The sequence below is a fragment of the Pseudomonas sp. UV AK001 genome, assembly GCF_046097675.1.
GTDB classification, from domain to species: domain Bacteria; phylum Pseudomonadota; class Gammaproteobacteria; order Pseudomonadales; family Pseudomonadaceae; genus Aquipseudomonas; species Aquipseudomonas kribbensis.
This window is the reverse complement of record NZ_JBJUVZ010000004.1, coordinates 93709-109196: the sequence shown is the minus strand read 5'-3', so window position 1 is coordinate 109196 and position 15488 is coordinate 93709. Positions and strand designations below refer to the sequence as shown.

The window sequence follows — 15488 nt, the reverse complement described above, 5'->3', positions numbered from 1 at the left end:
TTCAAATAAAAAGCCCACGCGAGGTGGGCTGAAATCACAGTCTCAAACGGGCCGATCAGGCGACGTCGTCGTACTGCAGACGGAACTGGTTGAGCAGTGCGAACACGCGCAGACCGTTGATGTAATCCGGCGGGAACAGCACGTTCACGCGGCTCGGGTCCTGCACGTCGCGCTCGACGATCAGGTGCTCGGCGAACAGCTCGGCGTTTTCCACGTGGCCTTCCAGTTCGAGCTTGGCGTACTGGGCGATCAGCTCACCGCGAATGGTCGCCGGGGTGACGATCGGCTGGCCGGCACCGAAACGGGTGCCGTCGGAGGCCAGTTTGTGGCGACCGTACTTGCTGGTGATCACGCTTTGCAGACGACGCACGATGAACGCCGACTGGTGCATGGTTTCGCTGTCCAGGTACGAGTTGTCGGCCTGGCCGTAAGCGTTTTTCTGGTAGGTGGTGATCGAGCGCTGGATGCGCACGTAGCCGCCTTCGTAGTACGCGGTGGCGATGCCGTAGTTGAGCAGCGACTGACGCTCGGTCAGGGTGAAGCGCTCGCTGGCCGGCGCCGGATCGACGCCTGGCAGACTGCCGCTCTGGGTCGGACGGCTGGCATCCGCCGAGATGAACACCGAAGTACGTGCAGCCAGTGCGGCGGCTTGTACCCATACCGGTTGCGGAACGCCCGGCTCCAGCGCCTGAATGGTCATGTGCTGGTCGTTGCGCGCCTGACCGGCCGCCACCAGAGTGCCGACGGTGCCGCGCTTGGCGCTGTAGACGTGACCGAACAGTTGCTTGGCCCAGGACCAGCGACCGGTGCTGTCGTCCATCACCGCTTGCCAGGTGTTGAGGGTGGCCAGGTCGGACCATGGCAGCGCGATGAATTCGAACGGCTCGTCACCCAGTGCGGCAACGGCCGCCACTTGATCCGGAACACCGACGCCGCCGGTCATGGCGGTGATGGCGGTGGTCAGGCCGGCCGGGGTTTCTTCGCCGTTGCTCTTGCCCAGGCGATTGAATTGCAGGCTGATGTCGTTGCCGCTCTCGCCGGTCCATTTGGCGTTCAGGGTTACCACGCCTTCGGCAGCCGCAGCGCTCACCGGCAGATCGGCGGTGGCGTTGATTTTCTGTGCCAGGGCGGTGGCCGCCTGGGCAGCGGTGGCACCGTTGACCACGGTGGCCTGGACGCGGACGCCGCCGACATACAGGTTGAGCACGCCAGCCTGAGTCGCGGTGCCGGTCAGGGTCAGCACGCCTTTGGCGATGGCGCCGGTGGCGTTGTGCAGCGGCAGGCACCAGATCTCACCGATCGGGTCAGCCTTGCGGAAAGTCTCGTACATCGAAGCCAGCATCGAGCCCTGGCCGCCAATGCTCTTGGCCAGTGCCACGCTGGAAACCAGCACCAGTTTGCCGACTTCGCTCGGGGCGATGTTGTCGTTGACCTGCGCCACGATCAGGCGGCGCATGGACGAGGACGCGCTATTGGCGGCCGAGTTGTCCATTTCGGCATAGAACAGCGGTACACGAATGTCCGCAGGAATGTTGCTGAATCCGATCGCCATTATTTGGCTCCCTTTTGTTTAGCTGTTGCGGTTTTGAGGGTGATATCGCCGTCGGCCAGACGCCGGCGCCACCAGGCGCTGTCCAGCACTTCACGGCCTTCCAGTGGCAGCAGGTCGCCTGCTTCCGGGTCCGGCACGGCACGGCCGGCGGCCGGCACTACGGTGATGCGGTTGCTCATGGGGTTACGTCTCCAGAGAAAGTCATTTCCACGCGCCCGTCAGGGCCGGGGTGTTTCAGGTTGGGGTCGGCCGGGTCGATCGCATCGACCCGCACGGTGACCCCGGTAAAGGACGACAAACCGTCCAGTTCGCGTTCGTGCCAACTCTCCGCAGGCTGACTTGGCAGATTGCGGCCCAGCTGGAACTCGGCAAAAAAGCGCAGCCGGTAGAACGCGCGGCTGCTGTTGATCGAGACCGTTTCGCCGCCGTCATAAACGATGGCGCTGTAGTCGGAACCGGGTTTGAAACCCACCAGCGCACGCCAGATTTCGGCGCGCAGGTCGTGCAACAGATCCAGCGCTTTTGTGGCATCCGTGGCGTCGAGCACCAGGATGATTTCGAAGCGGTCGCGGATCGGCTGGCTGGCGGAGTTCTGTGCGGTGCTGGCACTGGCCAGGTCGGCCAGCGGTAAGACGTGGGCCGACGGGGTCGGCAGATTCGGGTCGCCTTGCAGCAGCGCCAGGTCGACACCTGTCGCGATATGGCCGACAAGGCTTGGGCATTGCGCACGCAGCTGCGTGAGGATCGGGGAGATCTTCATGGGGAGCGTTCCAGTGTTAGAGAGTGACGCAGGAGTGGGAGCGTATGGCGGGGTGAATCAGTCTTTGGCTTTTGCCTCGGGATCCCGGCCGGTCGCTTCGATCAGGCAGCGATAGCTTTCTTCGCGCTTGCCACTGGCCGTGACTTTTTCAATCGACCAGCGACCGCGCATGAAGTCCGGCCAGGTGTCATCGAGTACCAACAAGCCCTCGGCCACCAGTAGCGGGTCGCCCGGGCAGGTAACCTTCAGCTTGTATTTCTCGCGCAGCATCTTGCGCACTTCGGCTTCGCCGATAGTTTTGGCCTCTTCCTCATTGGCCAGTTTCTGGCGAATGACCTTGTAGGGCTCGGAACCGGTGATCACCTCCCGCAGCTTGCCAAGAGCATCGTCCCAGAAGCTGGTCTTGCAACCCTGGTTCTGGGTACGAGCGGTCTCTTCCAGCGTGGCGCTGATGAAGGCGTGATCGCCCGGCCGATTGTTGCTGGTCACCGATAACCTGACGTCCGGTATCACCTGGCCTGAAAAGTTTTTGAGCTGCGCCGGTTTCGCCAGTACGTAGAGTTCGTTGACCGGTTTGGCAACCGCGTCGTATTTGCGCGCCATTCGCGTGATGAAGCTCATGTCGGTTTCGTTCGACTGGTCGACATGGGCAATCCTGATCAGCGCCAGTTCGGGATCGACGCGCGGCGAGAAACCGTGCGGCTCGACCAGTTTGCGAAACAGCCCGCCAAGCGTCGTGGGGCCATGACTGGCCGTGCGCCGTTCCTTGAATCCGGTTTCGTCCTTGCCGCTGAAAGGCGCGGCGGTCGCGACCAGCGTCAGGCGCAGCGGGAACAGCGTCGGTGTCAGTCGAGTCACCCGGAACTGGCCTTTTTCGACCAGCCCGGTCTCCAGATACCCCACCCGCAGGCCGATGATTCCGCCCAGAGTCGGCAAGCCTTCAAGGCCTTCCAGGTCGAGCACCAGCGTCAGTTGATCGGACTCCATCCCGGCGGCATCGATGTGTTCCCAACTGATCAGGCGCTGGTTCAGCAGGTCCTTGTTGGCGCCGTAGATTTCGATCGCCGGCGTAAATCCCTGTGCCATGCAGCCTCCTTAATCCCAGGCCAGAACCGGTTTGATCGCAGCCGGTTTGCTATCGAGTTCCGGGAGTGTCACCCAGACACCGGCCGACAGAATCGGGCCGTGCTCGGCCAGGGTCGGGTTGAGTGTCCACAGGGCTTCTTCGGCGGTGTCATCGCTGCGACCGGTTTCGCGGTACAGCAACAGATTCACCGAATCACCGGCCACGCTTCGTACCTTACGCATTGTTGAACTCCGTCAATACGATCACCCACTTGATCACCATCGCAGTGCCGTCATCGATGACCTCGCTCTGGTTTTCGTCGATGCTGGTGATCCGCCACAAACCCCAGTTGCGGCCAATGCCGTCAATCAACGGCAACGGCGCTCTCAACGCTTGCAGCGCACGCAGCTCATCGAGCCGATCCATCGCCACGGCGTACATCGAGGTGCCGCCGATAGTCAGGGTTTCGGGCTTCTGCCCTATCTGATAGGCTTTGGGCTTGCTGTTGAGGATCTGCAGCTCGGTCCAGCCGCCATCGGACTTTCGCGCCAGCGTGCTGTACGCAAAATCCCGGGACAGGCCGAAGATGAAACTGCCCAGTGCCATTTGTTGTTTCATGTGGCGACTCCATCGGTCAGGGCTGCGTCACGGCGGGTGGCGAGGGGGTTACTGGTCATCATTGGTGTGAACTGATTGTCGAACTGACTCTGCAGGTGCTGCGTGACCAGCAATCCGATGTTTTCCGAAGTGCCCGGATCGCTGCAGTACACCTGAACCGAAGGTGCGTAGGTGACTTGCTGGTTTACAGCCTGGGCGCTGGCCAGATCCTTGCTGACCTGGCCGGGGGCAGACAGTACGTCAGGGGCGATAAATACGAACCGTTCATCCAACGCAACACCGGTATCCCTGGCCGATGCTGGAGCCACTTGTGAACGTGTGTCTATTGAAATGGCCGACAGCCCTTGACGCGGAATCTCGCCCCATGACGGTTGTTTGCCCGTTTCCCTTACCCTGACAACAGCAGGATCCAGACTGGCTATCCCCGTCACAGGCGCATCCGTTGACAGCTTTGCTTCAGTATCGCGGGTAGATGACAGGTCTGGAGAGGTGGTGGACTCCTTGCCCGGTAGCCGTTTGCCTTTACGCTCTTTTGCCACATCGACCGCTGCGTCAAACAGAACATCGAACAGCGCTTTCAGGGTTGCCCCCGTGACTATGATCGCAGCGCTGATGTTTGGATGATTCTCGGCAAAATCGCTCATTCGGTCAGTATTGTCGCCGGCAAATCCAAGCACTTCAGGAGAAGGCGACACCGCATTTGCGCTGGCGATGGCCAGACGTTCGTTGCGCGCAAGCTGAACGTTCCATTGACCTTGCTGGGTATTGGAAAGTGCCAGTGCAGACTGGCGCACCGAACTCTGCTCACCGACCTTCGAAGTCGCGTATTGCCCCTTGTCCTTTACTTGCGAAAAGGCCTCGTTGACGCCGCCAAGGTTCTGCGCCAGCAACTGTGCGGCGTCATCGCTATCGGCAAACAGTGTCCGCGCCAGCGTGGCGCGTTGCTCGACCGGTCTGGCGTTCAGCGCGGCAAGTACCGAGAGTACCGCGCCCTGTGCATTTTGCTTGTCCGGGTCGCGCATTGCCGCCGCCACGGCGACGGGATCAAGCCCCAGTTGTTTCCAGGCAACACGCTCGGCGCCCGAAGTTTTGTCACCTTTGCCCAGCGCAACGGAAAGGCTCTTCAACGCCTCGCCGGCATCGTCTTTCTTCATCCCGCTGTTGAGTAATGCTGCCGAGAGCGCAGCGGCCTGCTCGGGTTGCAGACCTGCCGAGATCGCCGATTCACCTGATTGCTTGAGGACGGCACCGATGTCTGACGGTTTTGCCCCACCCGGTATTTTGCCGAGCTGATTGGTCGCATCCGCGAGGTCAAACGCCTGATCGCGAGTGAGCTTCATCGAGGTGCGCCACACCACCATCATTTCAGCGACATCCTTGGCGGGGACTTTGAACGCTGACGCAATGATCGCAGCGTCGCTGGCGAAATTGAGCAATTCAAAAGGCTTGTCCGACTCATTGGCCAGGTCATTGCCGACTCCCGCATCGGCCGCAAGCGTTGCGATCTTGATCAACTCGACCCCGCGAGTTCCTCCCGCCGCCACCAATGGCTTGCTGGCCATGACCAGACTTGCCAGCTCCACCTCTTTGGTCTTTTTTGGAGACAGTTGTGTGGCGCTGCCCAACTCGGCCGCAGCCAGGTTCAGCGCAATCGACCGCTGGAGAAACCCTGGCGCTTCAGTCCGTTCACTTGACTCCTTCGGCGTCGCTGACTCACCGCTGGATTCATCCTTTTCAGCGGTACTCGCCGAAACTGGACGGTAAGTGGACAGGGTCAACCTCAATGCATCAATCGCCGTGGTCAGCGAGCGGATACTGGCACTTGCTTTAACAAGCACCTGACTCAAGTCAGAAATCCGGTCATGGACAATTTGCCCGGAACCATTGATCGACGCCACGTTCAAGCTGGTATTACCGGGCGTTACGGTTGAATTCTCACCGGCGTACGTGAGCGCATTCTTGCTCTCTGCCATGCCGCTCTACTCCTTTTTCACGCCAAGGCGAGTGATCGCTATGTCGTAGCGGCGCAACGCCTTTTCGGCGTCCCACTCCAGAATTTCCGCCTCACTTACCGGGTAAATGAGCGGCACGATATCGAGGATTACTTCGATGTCGCGCTCTGAAAGAAGGCCGCCGGCTGGTTTAAAAAATCGTCGATGCGCACCTGCAATTGCGTCCAGTCCGGGACGCTCATCAGGGCCAGATCGGGGATCATCAGGCCGGTGCAATGGGCGGTGATGAACTCGGCGCGTTCCTTGGCCGTTTTCAGTTTCTTCATCACTTTGGTGGCCCGCAGCGCCGGCATTTCCAGGCTCAGCGAGGTCACGGTGCGGCCGGTGACGGCGAGCGGTTGCAGCAGTTGCACCAGGTCGGGATCGTCGGACTTTTCCGCGTCTTCGACCTGATCGAGAAAGTACGACGCCGGACGGGTCGACATCTCGTGTACGTACTGCGCGATGCTCACGTAGTCCGGGCGCTTGAGCTGATCGAGCTCCTTGACCGACAGCCCGGTGGCCAGCAGCGCCAATTCGAAGAACTGATCGTCTTCATCGTCGCCGGCGCGTTCCAGCGCTTCTTTCTGGGCGGCGTAGAACAGGGGCTTGAGCTGGATCGATTCGATCTGTGAGCCGTCGTCACCGGTAATCGGCGACAGCAGGTCATGCTTGGGTGGCATCCACGACATGAATGAATTCCTTGGTGATTCTTGAGGGGGTGTTGCAGTCCCTTGTGGAAGCGGCGCACCGCCGCTCCCACAGGGTTTGTGCACGGTCTGCCAAAAAGGCTTACGGCATCAGCACCGCACGACGGGCATCACCAAGGATGTCGACGCCGTTGAGCACGAACTTCTGGGTGCGCACGTCGATGTCGATCACCGGGATGCCGTTCTCCAGGCGGGTGTAGGTGCGGCAGGAAAAATCCAGCGTCGTCAGGGCCTTGCCGCCCATTTTGATTGCGTCTTCACCCATGGTTTTGAGCTTGCCGCCGATGGTGTGGTAGGTGAACCAGGTATTGCCGTCCTGGTCCTGACCGGCTTCACGCACGTTCAGCAGAATGTCGTCACCGAGTTTCACACCCATGGCGAGCAACACTTCGGCGCCAGTGCCCTGCAGCTTGATCTGCGCATTCAACGCCTTGGCGCTCTTGGCCATCTCTTCGATGATGAAGCGGCCGCCCGTCATGTTCTCCATCTCGAAATCGATCTTCGGCGGAGTGAACTCCTCCACGGTTGCCGACAACGGCAGGCCTTGCAGGGTGGCCGCGATGGCCTGTCTTACGCGGTTGGTAAACATTAGAGAACGTCCTCCAGGAACTGCTCGATGATTTCATCGCGGGCGTTGAGTTGATAAACCATGTGTTCGTTCGGCGCGTAGCGGCCGTAGTCGATGACCACGTACCAGGTGCCGTTCTTGTACTTCTCGACGCTGTTGAGTTCCGGGTGCAGGTAAACGCTGCCGCCAGGAATGGTTTCGTCGGCGACCAGGGTCTGCAGCCAGTCGTTGATGCGCTTGACTTCCTGATCCATGAACGACTTGGTCAGGTTCTTCGCCATGGCTTTCTGGCCGGCCTTCACCAGCTTGCGACTGATGGCATCTTCCAGACCGACGTAGCTGATGAACTTGCCGGTGATCGAACGGTTGCCCAGCAGCGAGAAGCCTCCCAGCACGGTGCGGGCGTAGTAGCTGACGCCGTAGCGGTTGAGCAGATCGCCTTCGGTGGAAGTGTCGAGGATGTTGTACTCAACGACCCGGGACACGTCTTCGGCGTAGGTCACCTGGTTGCCCGGGCTTTCCCACTGCTTGACCTTGGCCAGTGCGGCAATCGCCAGGCTGGATGGCGCGAGGAAGACGTTTTTCTTCGCCGCTTTCGAATACACGGCCGGCATGTTGTGCACCACTAGGCAACGGTCGAAGCCGAGGTCGGCGCCGCCCAGTTCCTGGCTGTAGGTCACCTGGTCGGCGACCGAAGCGTCCTTGCCGTCCAGCACCACACGGGCCTTGATGCGCTTGCCGAACGAGGCGAACTCGCTGGCCACAGCCTTGGTGCCGGTGAAGCCCGGCGCGCCGATGATGGTCAGGTCTTCCGGGACGCTGCCCAGTGCGGCCAGACCGAGTTTTCGACCGGTCACTGGCTCGATGCCGCCGATCACTGCGTTGACGGTGTCGGCCGGGGTTGCGCCCGCTTCGACGATCACCACGTACACCGGTACCTTGACCACTTTGAGGATCTGGTAAACCGCGTGGTACAGGGTGCCCTCTTCCGCGCCGGTCGGATCGAGCAGCGCGTGGGTGGTGAAGCTGTTGATGCGAAACGGTGCGTTGCGCGGAATCAGCGGATCGGCTTTCGGCGCAGTGCCGACCAGACCGATGACGTTGTCACCCAGGCCCCCCATGGCCTCGGGGGATTCGGTGGCATTGACGGTAATGCCGTTGTGCTCGAAGTTCAGAACCTCAGCCATATTCAGTCAGCCTTCTTGGCAGCGGCCTTCACGGCCTTGGTGGTAGGTGTTTTCAGCTCCAGTCGACCGGCGCTGTGCAGGGCACTGGCCTCGACATCGAGCAGATCGAGTTCCTGGCCGACGCTCGACCAGTGCCCACCGCCGGTGGGGAATGGAACGAGCACGGTGTAGGTTTGGCGGGTTGCCATTTTTCGTTTCTCCATAAACGGGAAAGCCCCTCGTGGGGAGGGGCTTGGCGGGTGTTGAGTGGGTTGAGTGGGAAAACAAAACGCCCAGGGTTCGGGGCGTTATTGAAGTGACGGTTCAGGTTTCCCGGTACCTGTCACAGCTGTCTGGATAGCTTTGATTGCTTCGTCGGCAGCCTTTCTGGCTTCATCGATTGCGCCATTCGCAATCCTGTCTCTGATCAGCTCTTTCGCCTCCAGGCGGCGTTCGCGGACCAGATAAAGTAATTCTGCGTATCTGGCGGATTCAGCCAGCATGCTGTCTGCGGCCTCCCGAGGCGCTCGACCCATGATTGCCCAGGCAGCGACCGAACGTGGCACTGCGTCTGCGGGATATCCGGCATCCTTGAAAGCTTGCGCTTCGGCCGTCGCTCGTTCGTATTCGAGCGCCCGCAACGGGTCGCCTGCAACAGTCTGTCGTGCCTGGTCGGCGTAGTTATCAACCCTTGTGCACAACTCGGCGGAGGTCGGCACAGGCTCGCCGTCATGCTCCCATTGGCCTTTCCACTCACCGCTATCCGGGATTCGCGTTCCCTTGAATCGCGGGTTCCAGCAAGGCTGAGGCAATTGGACGGCCGTCCAGTTGTCGGCGTCCGCCGGGGTATCGGCGGCGTAAAGGAACCGGCCGTTCTGATCGATCACAAAAATCATACTTCCCCCTTAAACCGTTTGAACGCAGAAGCTGAATTGGCAGGCAAATCCGCCGGCGCCGGCCGTGGAACCCATCGCGTAATCCAGGACCACCTCGCCTGTAGCTTCCGCTCGCCACGACAACCACCCGAACCCGAGCGGACTGTTGGTAGCCCAATCGCCCGTCCCGCAAACTCGGGTGATGGGCCGGTAACCTGGCGGAAGCGTGAACATGACCAACGGATCGATACCGTTACTGATCCAGCGTGAGGCATCGATGCTCACGTAGACATTGCCGTTGGCCTTCCAGTAACGGCAGGCATTTGCGTCGGCAAAACCGTTGATGAACGCCGGTACCTTGATGCTTGTCGCTGAAAAATTTGCGAAGGCGGTACTCACCACGCTGTTGGTCTGGGCCTGGGTATAGCTGTCGGTAATTCCGTAGCCCGCCAGCGAATTGGGTTTGCCAGAGGTAATCTTGCTCCAGTCCAGCGCAGGGATGTCGGATGCAACCAGAGTTGTGCCACTGGTAGCCACCCCTTTAGCGTTGACGGCAATTTTTGTGTAAGTGCCGGGAGTAACACCTGAATCGGCAAGTGCCAGGGCAATGTTGGCATTCGCCGATCCGTCAAATGACGCGCTACCACTCGCCGCGCCGGAGATGGAAATACTGCGTGCCGTTTCAAGCTTTCGAGCCGCTACTGCAGTGGCGTTGATTCCAAGGGCGTCAGTGATCCCGAAACCGGCCAGTGTCGTGGGGTTGGCCCCGGCCGTCGCACGGCCATATTCGTCGACGCTCAGACTTTTGTAGGTCCCGGGAGCAATCCCGGTACGCCCCGCCAGCATCTTGAAGGTCAGCGCAGTGGTGCCGAGCGTGATCGGTGCGTTGGTGGTCAGGTGCCACAGCGAATCGCCGTTGAGCGTGCCCTCCTCCACCATCACCGTCAGGCCCGGGGTGACCTTGGCGCTGACGTTGGCATCGTTGGCCCGGACCCAGTCGCCGTTGGCGACGATCCACAGGCCGTTGTCCTTGGCCAGGGTCTGATTCGGCAGCAACACGCGGTCACCGGCGATCACCGCCACGCCGTCGATCTGCTGCGCACCGTTCAGCACCACGTTGGCGGTGGCGGCGACGCGCACCGATTGTTTGCCATCGAGTTTGCCGAGTTCTTCGGCAAGGTAGCTCATGACCCAGGCACGGGTGGCCTTGACCACCGTGTCATCGATCAGCAGCGTCACCAGCGAGGCATTGCTGGTCTCGAAAATCGAGCGGATGTAGAACTCTTTGCCCGAGCCGGACGTGGCCAGCACCGGTTTGAACGACTCCGGGTATTTGACGATGGCGTAGAGAATGCCGGTGTCGGTCCACAGTCCGGCTTCCCGTACATACCAGCCGCCGACGTCCGGCGGGATGGTGACTTCGGCGAGCAGCCAGCTCGGATTTTTCTCGTCCTGGAACAGCGCATTGAGCGGTCCGCGCCAGACTTCGCGTTTCAGCGCGGTAGCTGTCGCGGCCGGGTTGTAGACCGCGCCACCGCCATCGCCGACGGAAATCTGCGTCAGCTTGATCGGCACGCCCGCTGCCTTGCAGGCGGTTTCGTAGGCAATCCCTGCGTTGGTGAGCAGGGTGTAATAGTCAGCCATTCAGGCCCCCTGAGGATAAATAGTGGATGTTTCGACGGTGTAGAGACCGGCCGCCATGAAGGCTTCACCGGAGGTTTCGAGGCCTTCGAGGAACACCGGATAGACCGTGGTCAGTTCACCGCAGAAGGTTGCGGCACCGATCACATGAGAGCCGAAGGCGCTGAGGCCGACCGACACCGACAGCACGTCCCGTTCGCTCTTGGCATCGGCCAGGCGTCGGTCGAGACGGGCGTCGATTTCTTCGCTGTAGGGTTGTTCGGTGAAAGCCCGCACGGAAAAGCTGTAAGGCTCGCCTGGCGGTGTCTGTTCGTACCAGGCACGGATCTCGGGTCTGAGCTGCAAACCCTTGGCGGCATTTTCCAGCGCCTTGCGGGTGCCGGCCTGGCGCGCGGTGGGCCAGGCCAGTTCGACGGTCAGGCGCTTTTCCGCTTCCGATGCGTCGGTGCTCCATTCGGCCACGCCGCGATCCGCCGCGAGATACGGCAGGAACGCGACCGGCGTAGCGCTTGGGTTCATCAATTCGGGAAACGGCGGCACGATGCGGTCAAGCAAGGTGCCGAAGCCGATATCGAGCGCCCGTTCCAGCGCCGAGCTGTTGGCCGGCAGCAGGGTCGGACGCGGTGTCTGGTCCGTCATAGCGTCTGCACCTCGACTTCGACCGCCGTGCAGTACGGTGCTTGAAACGCGGTGCACACGATGGGTGTCAGTGGCTCAAGAATCTGCAACTGCACGGCGCCGGCACTGTGCAGCGTGTAGTCGATCCAGCTAGGGTCGACCCGGCCTTCCAGACGATGACAACTGTCGGCGTAGGCTTGCAGATGTTGTTCGGCGGCAACTTTGGTCAGGCCCGAATCCGGGCCGGAATTGATCTTCGCCACGACGCGGATCTTGTAGCGCTGAATCTCGGCGCCCTTGACGGTGACCTTGTCGGTTTCCGGGCAGACATCCGGTCGGGCGAAATGTTGGCGCACGCCGTCGAGCAATGCGGCGGACGGTGTGCCGTCGGCGTCGCGGGACAGCACAGTCACCTGCACTTCACCGGGAGCCGTGCGACGACCGTTGCCATCCTTGACCTGTGCAGCGAAGCCGTCCGGGGCGAAGGTGTAGGTGACGTCGACGACACCGGCATCGGTGGATTCGACTTTCACCGCCGGCCGTTCGCCAAGGGTGAAAACTTCGCGGCGATACTGCATCCGCGAACCTGCCGCCGGAGCATGGGGCGCCAGGTAATAGCGCAACCGGGCGTCATCGTCACTCTCGTAAATCGCCGGCACTGGCGGGAATGCCGCCGGGTCGCCCGGATCGAGCAACTGTCGCTCCAGGCCCATGTCCGCCAGCCGCGCATCGAGGTTGCTGCCGGTGGCCCACCACGCCAGCATCTGCTTGATGCGGGCGTTGTATTTGCGTTCATGGGTTTGCAGGCGAACGCAAAACGCTTCGAGCGCCATGGTCAGCAATTCGCTTTCGTTTTCCAGGCTGGTCTTGAGTTTCGCAGCACTCTGCGGCGAACGGGATCCGACGTATTCCAGGACGAAGGTCTTGAACTCGGCCAGCAAATCCTCGAAGGCCTCGACCTTGATCAGCGAAGGTTCGGCCAGTTGGTTCTGGCCAGGGATCAACATGCTCATGTCACGACCTCGAAAGTCTGTTGGCGGTTTTTCCAGGTACCGGCGAAACGCAGCAGCAGGCCGGCGCCCTGTCGGGTGGCGACGATCACGCCGGGCTGGAAATCGCCGATGCCGTTCTGCGGGTTGTAGAACGCCTGCGCGGCGTGGCTCTGGGCCAGAAGCAGGACGTCATCGCCGAGGTTTTGCCCCAGCAGCGTGGGGATCAGCGAACCATAAAGGGGCCTTTTTTGCCGGGTGCCCAGCGGCGTGGTCAGGGCCCGGGTCGCGCGCTGCACGAATTGCAGCCAGTCGTCGACCGTGGCCCCGGTGTCTCTATCGATTCCGATCATGGGAGGCTCTTGATTCAGGGGCTGATGACGCGACCCTGGTGATCCACCAGCGGGCCGCTGAAGTGCACGCCCGAGGCGTCGATGGTCAGGCCGGTGGCGCCCAGTTGCAGGTTGATCGCTTGCGGCGTCATCGCCAACCGCGCCGGGCCGATGCTCAGCTCAAGCGCTTCGCGAGATCCGCTGAACGCTGCCGGGCCGTTTTGCCAGTGCAGGGTGTGAGAAGCATCGTCGTAGCCGCTTTCGCTGCCATCGACATGTACCCGTCGCGTCAGCGTGGGGAGGGTCGCAACAGGTGGAAAACGGTCACTATTCAAGCCGAACAACGCCACGCTTTGCGCACCGCTTTCGCCGCTGCCGTAGTTGAGCAACAGACACTGTTCGCCCACGCTGGGAATCCGCGATTCGCTTTGGGCGCCGGCGCTCGGGTTGAAGAACTTGATCGCCGGGGTGAGCAAACCACCGTGGCTGACCTTGCAGGTGTTGCTCGCCGCATCGACCTCCTGACAGATGCCGATTCGGCAATAGCTCTCGGCACGTCGGTGCAGGTCTTCGATCTCCGCTTCCATTTCCGCCAGACGCTCGATGATCGGGCCCAGTTGCATGCGCAGTAATGCGTCGAACATCGATCACGCCTCCAGCGGGGTGTATTGGTCGGGGTCGTCGATGTCGCTGACTTCCCAGGTGCGAGCGAATTTCGGTGTGCCGAGCGGGTCGTCGAGCAAGGTCGGGCCGAGGTAGAGGGTCTGGTTGAAGGTCAGGGTCCACGCCTTGTTGGGCTGATCGGCGCGAATCGCCAGCGACGGCAAGCCATCGATGTTCATCGGCAGATCGCACTGATCGCCAGGCAGGCCCCAGCGGTTGTCGGTGATCAGGTTTTTCAGGGCGGCGATCAGATCGCACGCGGCAAACGCCGTGGCAGAAATGGCCGGAATGACTTGAAGGGACAGCGTCAATGCGTGAGCAATCCGCCCGTTGGCGGCGCGCTCTCCCGGTGCATTGCGTTCGATGTCGATCAGCACCCAGGCCTTGTCGCCGGGGGCCGTGAAGTCATCGTGGTTGCCGACTTGCACGTTCAGATCGGCGTCGTTGCGCAAGGCTGTCGCCATTGCCGTGAACAGCTGCGAAGGCTGCTGGATCGGTGCAGACATGCATGACCTCCTTTTCGAATGTCCACGCAAAATCCCGCCGCACAGCGTGCAGCGAGGCAAGAATGGGGTGGGTTACTGTGGATCGCGCGGTGGCGGAACTTCGCAGACGCCGATGCGCTTGGCGGCCCAGCGTTCGTACAGACCGATGGCCACGTCGGCACCGGCCATTGCAGTGAGGCAGCCAAATGCGCCGGCGGCCCAAATCGACATGCCGGCGGCGTACAGCAGCATGATCGCCGAGACGCCGCAGATCATGCAGGCGCCGGAGCGCAAGACCAGCCGTCGCAACAGCGGCCAGCCGCGGGCGCCGTCCTTGTCGGCGCGCCACATTTCGCCGGAGACCCCGCCCGCCACGGCGAGCAGAATGACCAGCCAGATCGGCATGTCCGCCAACGCTTGTTGCTCGTTTGTCATGTCACGCCTCCTGGTGTGATGGATGAGTGGTGTGTGTCGGGTTCAAACGTTTTCTCTCGAGGCAGGCATTCCAAAAAGCCCGGCACAAGGGCCGGGCTTTTCAGTAATGCGTTCTCGATAACAGAGCTGACAGAGCGCCTGGGACAGTCGCACCCGGCCAGTTAACATCGCAAGGCTGTCAGTAAGGAGCTACTGGCCAGACAATATTTGCCGGATAACCCGGCTGCTTATCGATGTCGCTGACGGCAATCGAGTACTGCTTGTGCGCCAGCAACCGAGCCTCGTCCGCGGCCGAAGCAACGCCGAGGTCCACTTTGAACTGCAGGGAATTCAGCAGCAGCCAGTTGGCGGCGAAATTCAGCAGTTGCCATTTCTGTTGCTCGGCTTCGTTGCGCAGGTCTTCGTCGGAAGGAGGGGTAAATGTCCAGACCTCATTAAAGGTCGCCGACCAACCCACACGAATTTCGCTGTTACCGGTGACATCAACCCAGAAGGACGTCGGTGAAGCTGGTGCGTCCGGGATAACCTCACTCTCTCTGAGCTGAGCGACTTTGCTGTATTCAACCAGTGCATAGAGATTCATGGTTTAACTCCTTGGTTTGTTGTTGATCCAGATGGGTGCGGTGATGAAACCTGGCAGGCATTCCAAAAAGCCCGGCCACTGACCGGGCTTTTCAGTAATGCGCTCCTTCGCCTTCCTTCAATCCTGTGTTCGTGAAGGAAGCTGACTTTTCGGCGCTACTGGCGCGGTACGAGTCCGTTCAAATTGTTTTTCCGACCGCGGTCCCTGCCCGCCGGATAACTGCTTCTGGTGCTTTACGCTGCACACCCGGGTCAGTTGCCAACCCTCTGAACCGTTGAGGCCGGTTCATCGCTGCCTGTTCTTGTGGAACTAAAGAGCTGTTGTTGCCAGCCGCTTTGTCGAGCGGCTTGGTGGCAAGAATATGCATGAATGCATATTCAGTCAATGCGTAAATGCATTTATTTATGCATGAGAATTGCGCGGATGCATGGAAACC

The 15488-nt window shown here is 60.9% G+C and carries 20 protein-coding genes; all 20 read right to left on the bottom strand.

Features of this window, described 5'->3' with window-relative positions; translation table 11 throughout:
- Nucleotides 1-55 precede the first annotated feature (55 nt).
- A complete protein-coding gene (locus tag ACKLNA_RS13930) occupies nucleotides 56-1552 on the bottom strand; it encodes a phage tail sheath subtilisin-like domain-containing protein (protein ID WP_248738150.1) in 1497 nt (498 codons plus the stop codon).
- The gene (locus tag ACKLNA_RS13925) at nucleotides 1552-1731 is read right to left on the bottom strand and encodes a DUF2635 domain-containing protein (RefSeq protein WP_007954893.1); all 180 of its coding nucleotides are present in this window, start codon (nucleotides 1729-1731) and stop codon (nucleotides 1552-1554) included. The genes ACKLNA_RS13930 and ACKLNA_RS13925 overlap by 1 nt, the downstream gene beginning before the upstream one ends.
- A complete protein-coding gene (locus ACKLNA_RS13920; protein ID WP_408986177.1) occupies nucleotides 1728-2312 on the bottom strand; it encodes a hypothetical protein in 585 nt (194 codons plus the stop codon). The genes ACKLNA_RS13925 and ACKLNA_RS13920 overlap by 4 nt, the downstream gene beginning before the upstream one ends.
- Nucleotides 2313-2369: 57 nt before the next feature.
- Nucleotides 2370-3398 carry a phage late control D family protein gene (locus ACKLNA_RS13915; RefSeq protein ID WP_408986176.1) on the bottom strand — a complete coding sequence of 343 codons (1029 nt, stop codon included), beginning with the start codon at nucleotides 3396-3398 and terminating at the stop codon, nucleotides 2370-2372.
- A 9-nt stretch (nucleotides 3399-3407) separates the two neighbouring features.
- Nucleotides 3408-3620 carry a tail protein X gene (locus ACKLNA_RS13910; protein ID WP_408986175.1) on the bottom strand — a complete coding sequence of 71 codons (213 nt, stop codon included), beginning with the start codon at nucleotides 3618-3620 and terminating at the stop codon, nucleotides 3408-3410.
- Entirely contained in the window at nucleotides 3613-3996 is a 384-nt protein-coding gene (locus tag ACKLNA_RS13905) for a phage tail protein (protein WP_408986174.1), read from the bottom strand. The genes ACKLNA_RS13910 and ACKLNA_RS13905 overlap by 8 nt, the downstream gene beginning before the upstream one ends.
- On the bottom strand, nucleotides 3993-5969 hold the full coding sequence (locus ACKLNA_RS13900; RefSeq protein WP_408986173.1) for a phage tail tape measure protein: 1977 nt from the start codon (nucleotides 5967-5969) through the stop codon (nucleotides 3993-3995). Before ACKLNA_RS13900 ends, ACKLNA_RS13905 begins: the two co-directional genes overlap by 4 nt.
- A 128-nt stretch (nucleotides 5970-6097) precedes the next feature.
- A complete protein-coding gene (locus ACKLNA_RS13895; protein WP_408986172.1) occupies nucleotides 6098-6679 on the bottom strand; it encodes a phage tail assembly protein in 582 nt (193 codons plus the stop codon).
- Between the two features lie 100 nt (nucleotides 6680-6779).
- On the bottom strand, nucleotides 6780-7286 hold the full coding sequence (locus ACKLNA_RS13890; protein WP_305441673.1) for a phage major tail tube protein: 507 nt from the start codon (nucleotides 7284-7286) through the stop codon (nucleotides 6780-6782).
- Nucleotides 7286-8452, bottom strand: coding sequence for a phage tail protein (locus tag ACKLNA_RS13885; RefSeq protein WP_248738157.1), 1167 nt, complete (start codon nucleotides 8450-8452; stop codon nucleotides 7286-7288). Before ACKLNA_RS13885 ends, ACKLNA_RS13890 begins: the two co-directional genes overlap by 1 nt.
- Before the next feature lie 2 nt (nucleotides 8453-8454).
- Nucleotides 8455-8640 (bottom strand): hypothetical protein, encoded by a 186-nt coding sequence (locus tag ACKLNA_RS13880; RefSeq protein WP_039771239.1) that lies wholly within the window; start codon nucleotides 8638-8640, stop codon nucleotides 8455-8457.
- Nucleotides 8641-8739: 99 nt separating this feature from the next.
- On the bottom strand, nucleotides 8740-9327 hold the full coding sequence (locus tag ACKLNA_RS13875) for a phage tail protein (RefSeq protein ID WP_408986171.1): 588 nt from the start codon (nucleotides 9325-9327) through the stop codon (nucleotides 8740-8742).
- Nucleotides 9328-9336: 9 nt separating this feature from the next.
- Entirely contained in the window at nucleotides 9337-10950 is a 1614-nt protein-coding gene (locus ACKLNA_RS13870; RefSeq protein ID WP_408986170.1) for a phage tail protein, read from the bottom strand.
- Nucleotides 10951-11586 (bottom strand): phage tail protein I, encoded by a 636-nt coding sequence (locus ACKLNA_RS13865; protein ID WP_408986169.1) that lies wholly within the window; start codon nucleotides 11584-11586, stop codon nucleotides 10951-10953.
- The gene (locus ACKLNA_RS13860; protein ID WP_408986168.1) at nucleotides 11583-12578 is read right to left on the bottom strand and encodes a baseplate J/gp47 family protein; all 996 of its coding nucleotides are present in this window, start codon (nucleotides 12576-12578) and stop codon (nucleotides 11583-11585) included. Before ACKLNA_RS13860 ends, ACKLNA_RS13865 begins: the two co-directional genes overlap by 4 nt.
- Nucleotides 12575-12907, bottom strand: coding sequence for a phage baseplate protein (locus ACKLNA_RS13855; protein ID WP_085712866.1), 333 nt, complete (start codon nucleotides 12905-12907; stop codon nucleotides 12575-12577). The genes ACKLNA_RS13860 and ACKLNA_RS13855 overlap by 4 nt, the downstream gene beginning before the upstream one ends.
- A 14-nt stretch (nucleotides 12908-12921) precedes the next feature.
- On the bottom strand, nucleotides 12922-13530 hold the full coding sequence (locus ACKLNA_RS13850; protein WP_408986167.1) for a phage baseplate assembly protein V: 609 nt from the start codon (nucleotides 13528-13530) through the stop codon (nucleotides 12922-12924).
- A 3-nt stretch (nucleotides 13531-13533) separates the two neighbouring features.
- Entirely contained in the window at nucleotides 13534-14055 is a 522-nt protein-coding gene (locus ACKLNA_RS13845; protein WP_408986166.1) for a hypothetical protein, read from the bottom strand.
- Between the two features lie 72 nt (nucleotides 14056-14127).
- Complete coding sequence (locus ACKLNA_RS13840) at nucleotides 14128-14469, bottom strand: phage holin family protein (protein WP_408986165.1); 342 nt, start codon at nucleotides 14467-14469, stop codon at nucleotides 14128-14130.
- 178 nt (nucleotides 14470-14647) lie between these two features.
- Nucleotides 14648-15052, bottom strand: a complete 405-nt coding sequence (locus tag ACKLNA_RS13835; protein WP_408986164.1) for a tail fiber assembly protein — start codon at nucleotides 15050-15052, stop codon at nucleotides 14648-14650.
- Between the last annotated feature and the right edge of the window lie 436 nt (nucleotides 15053-15488).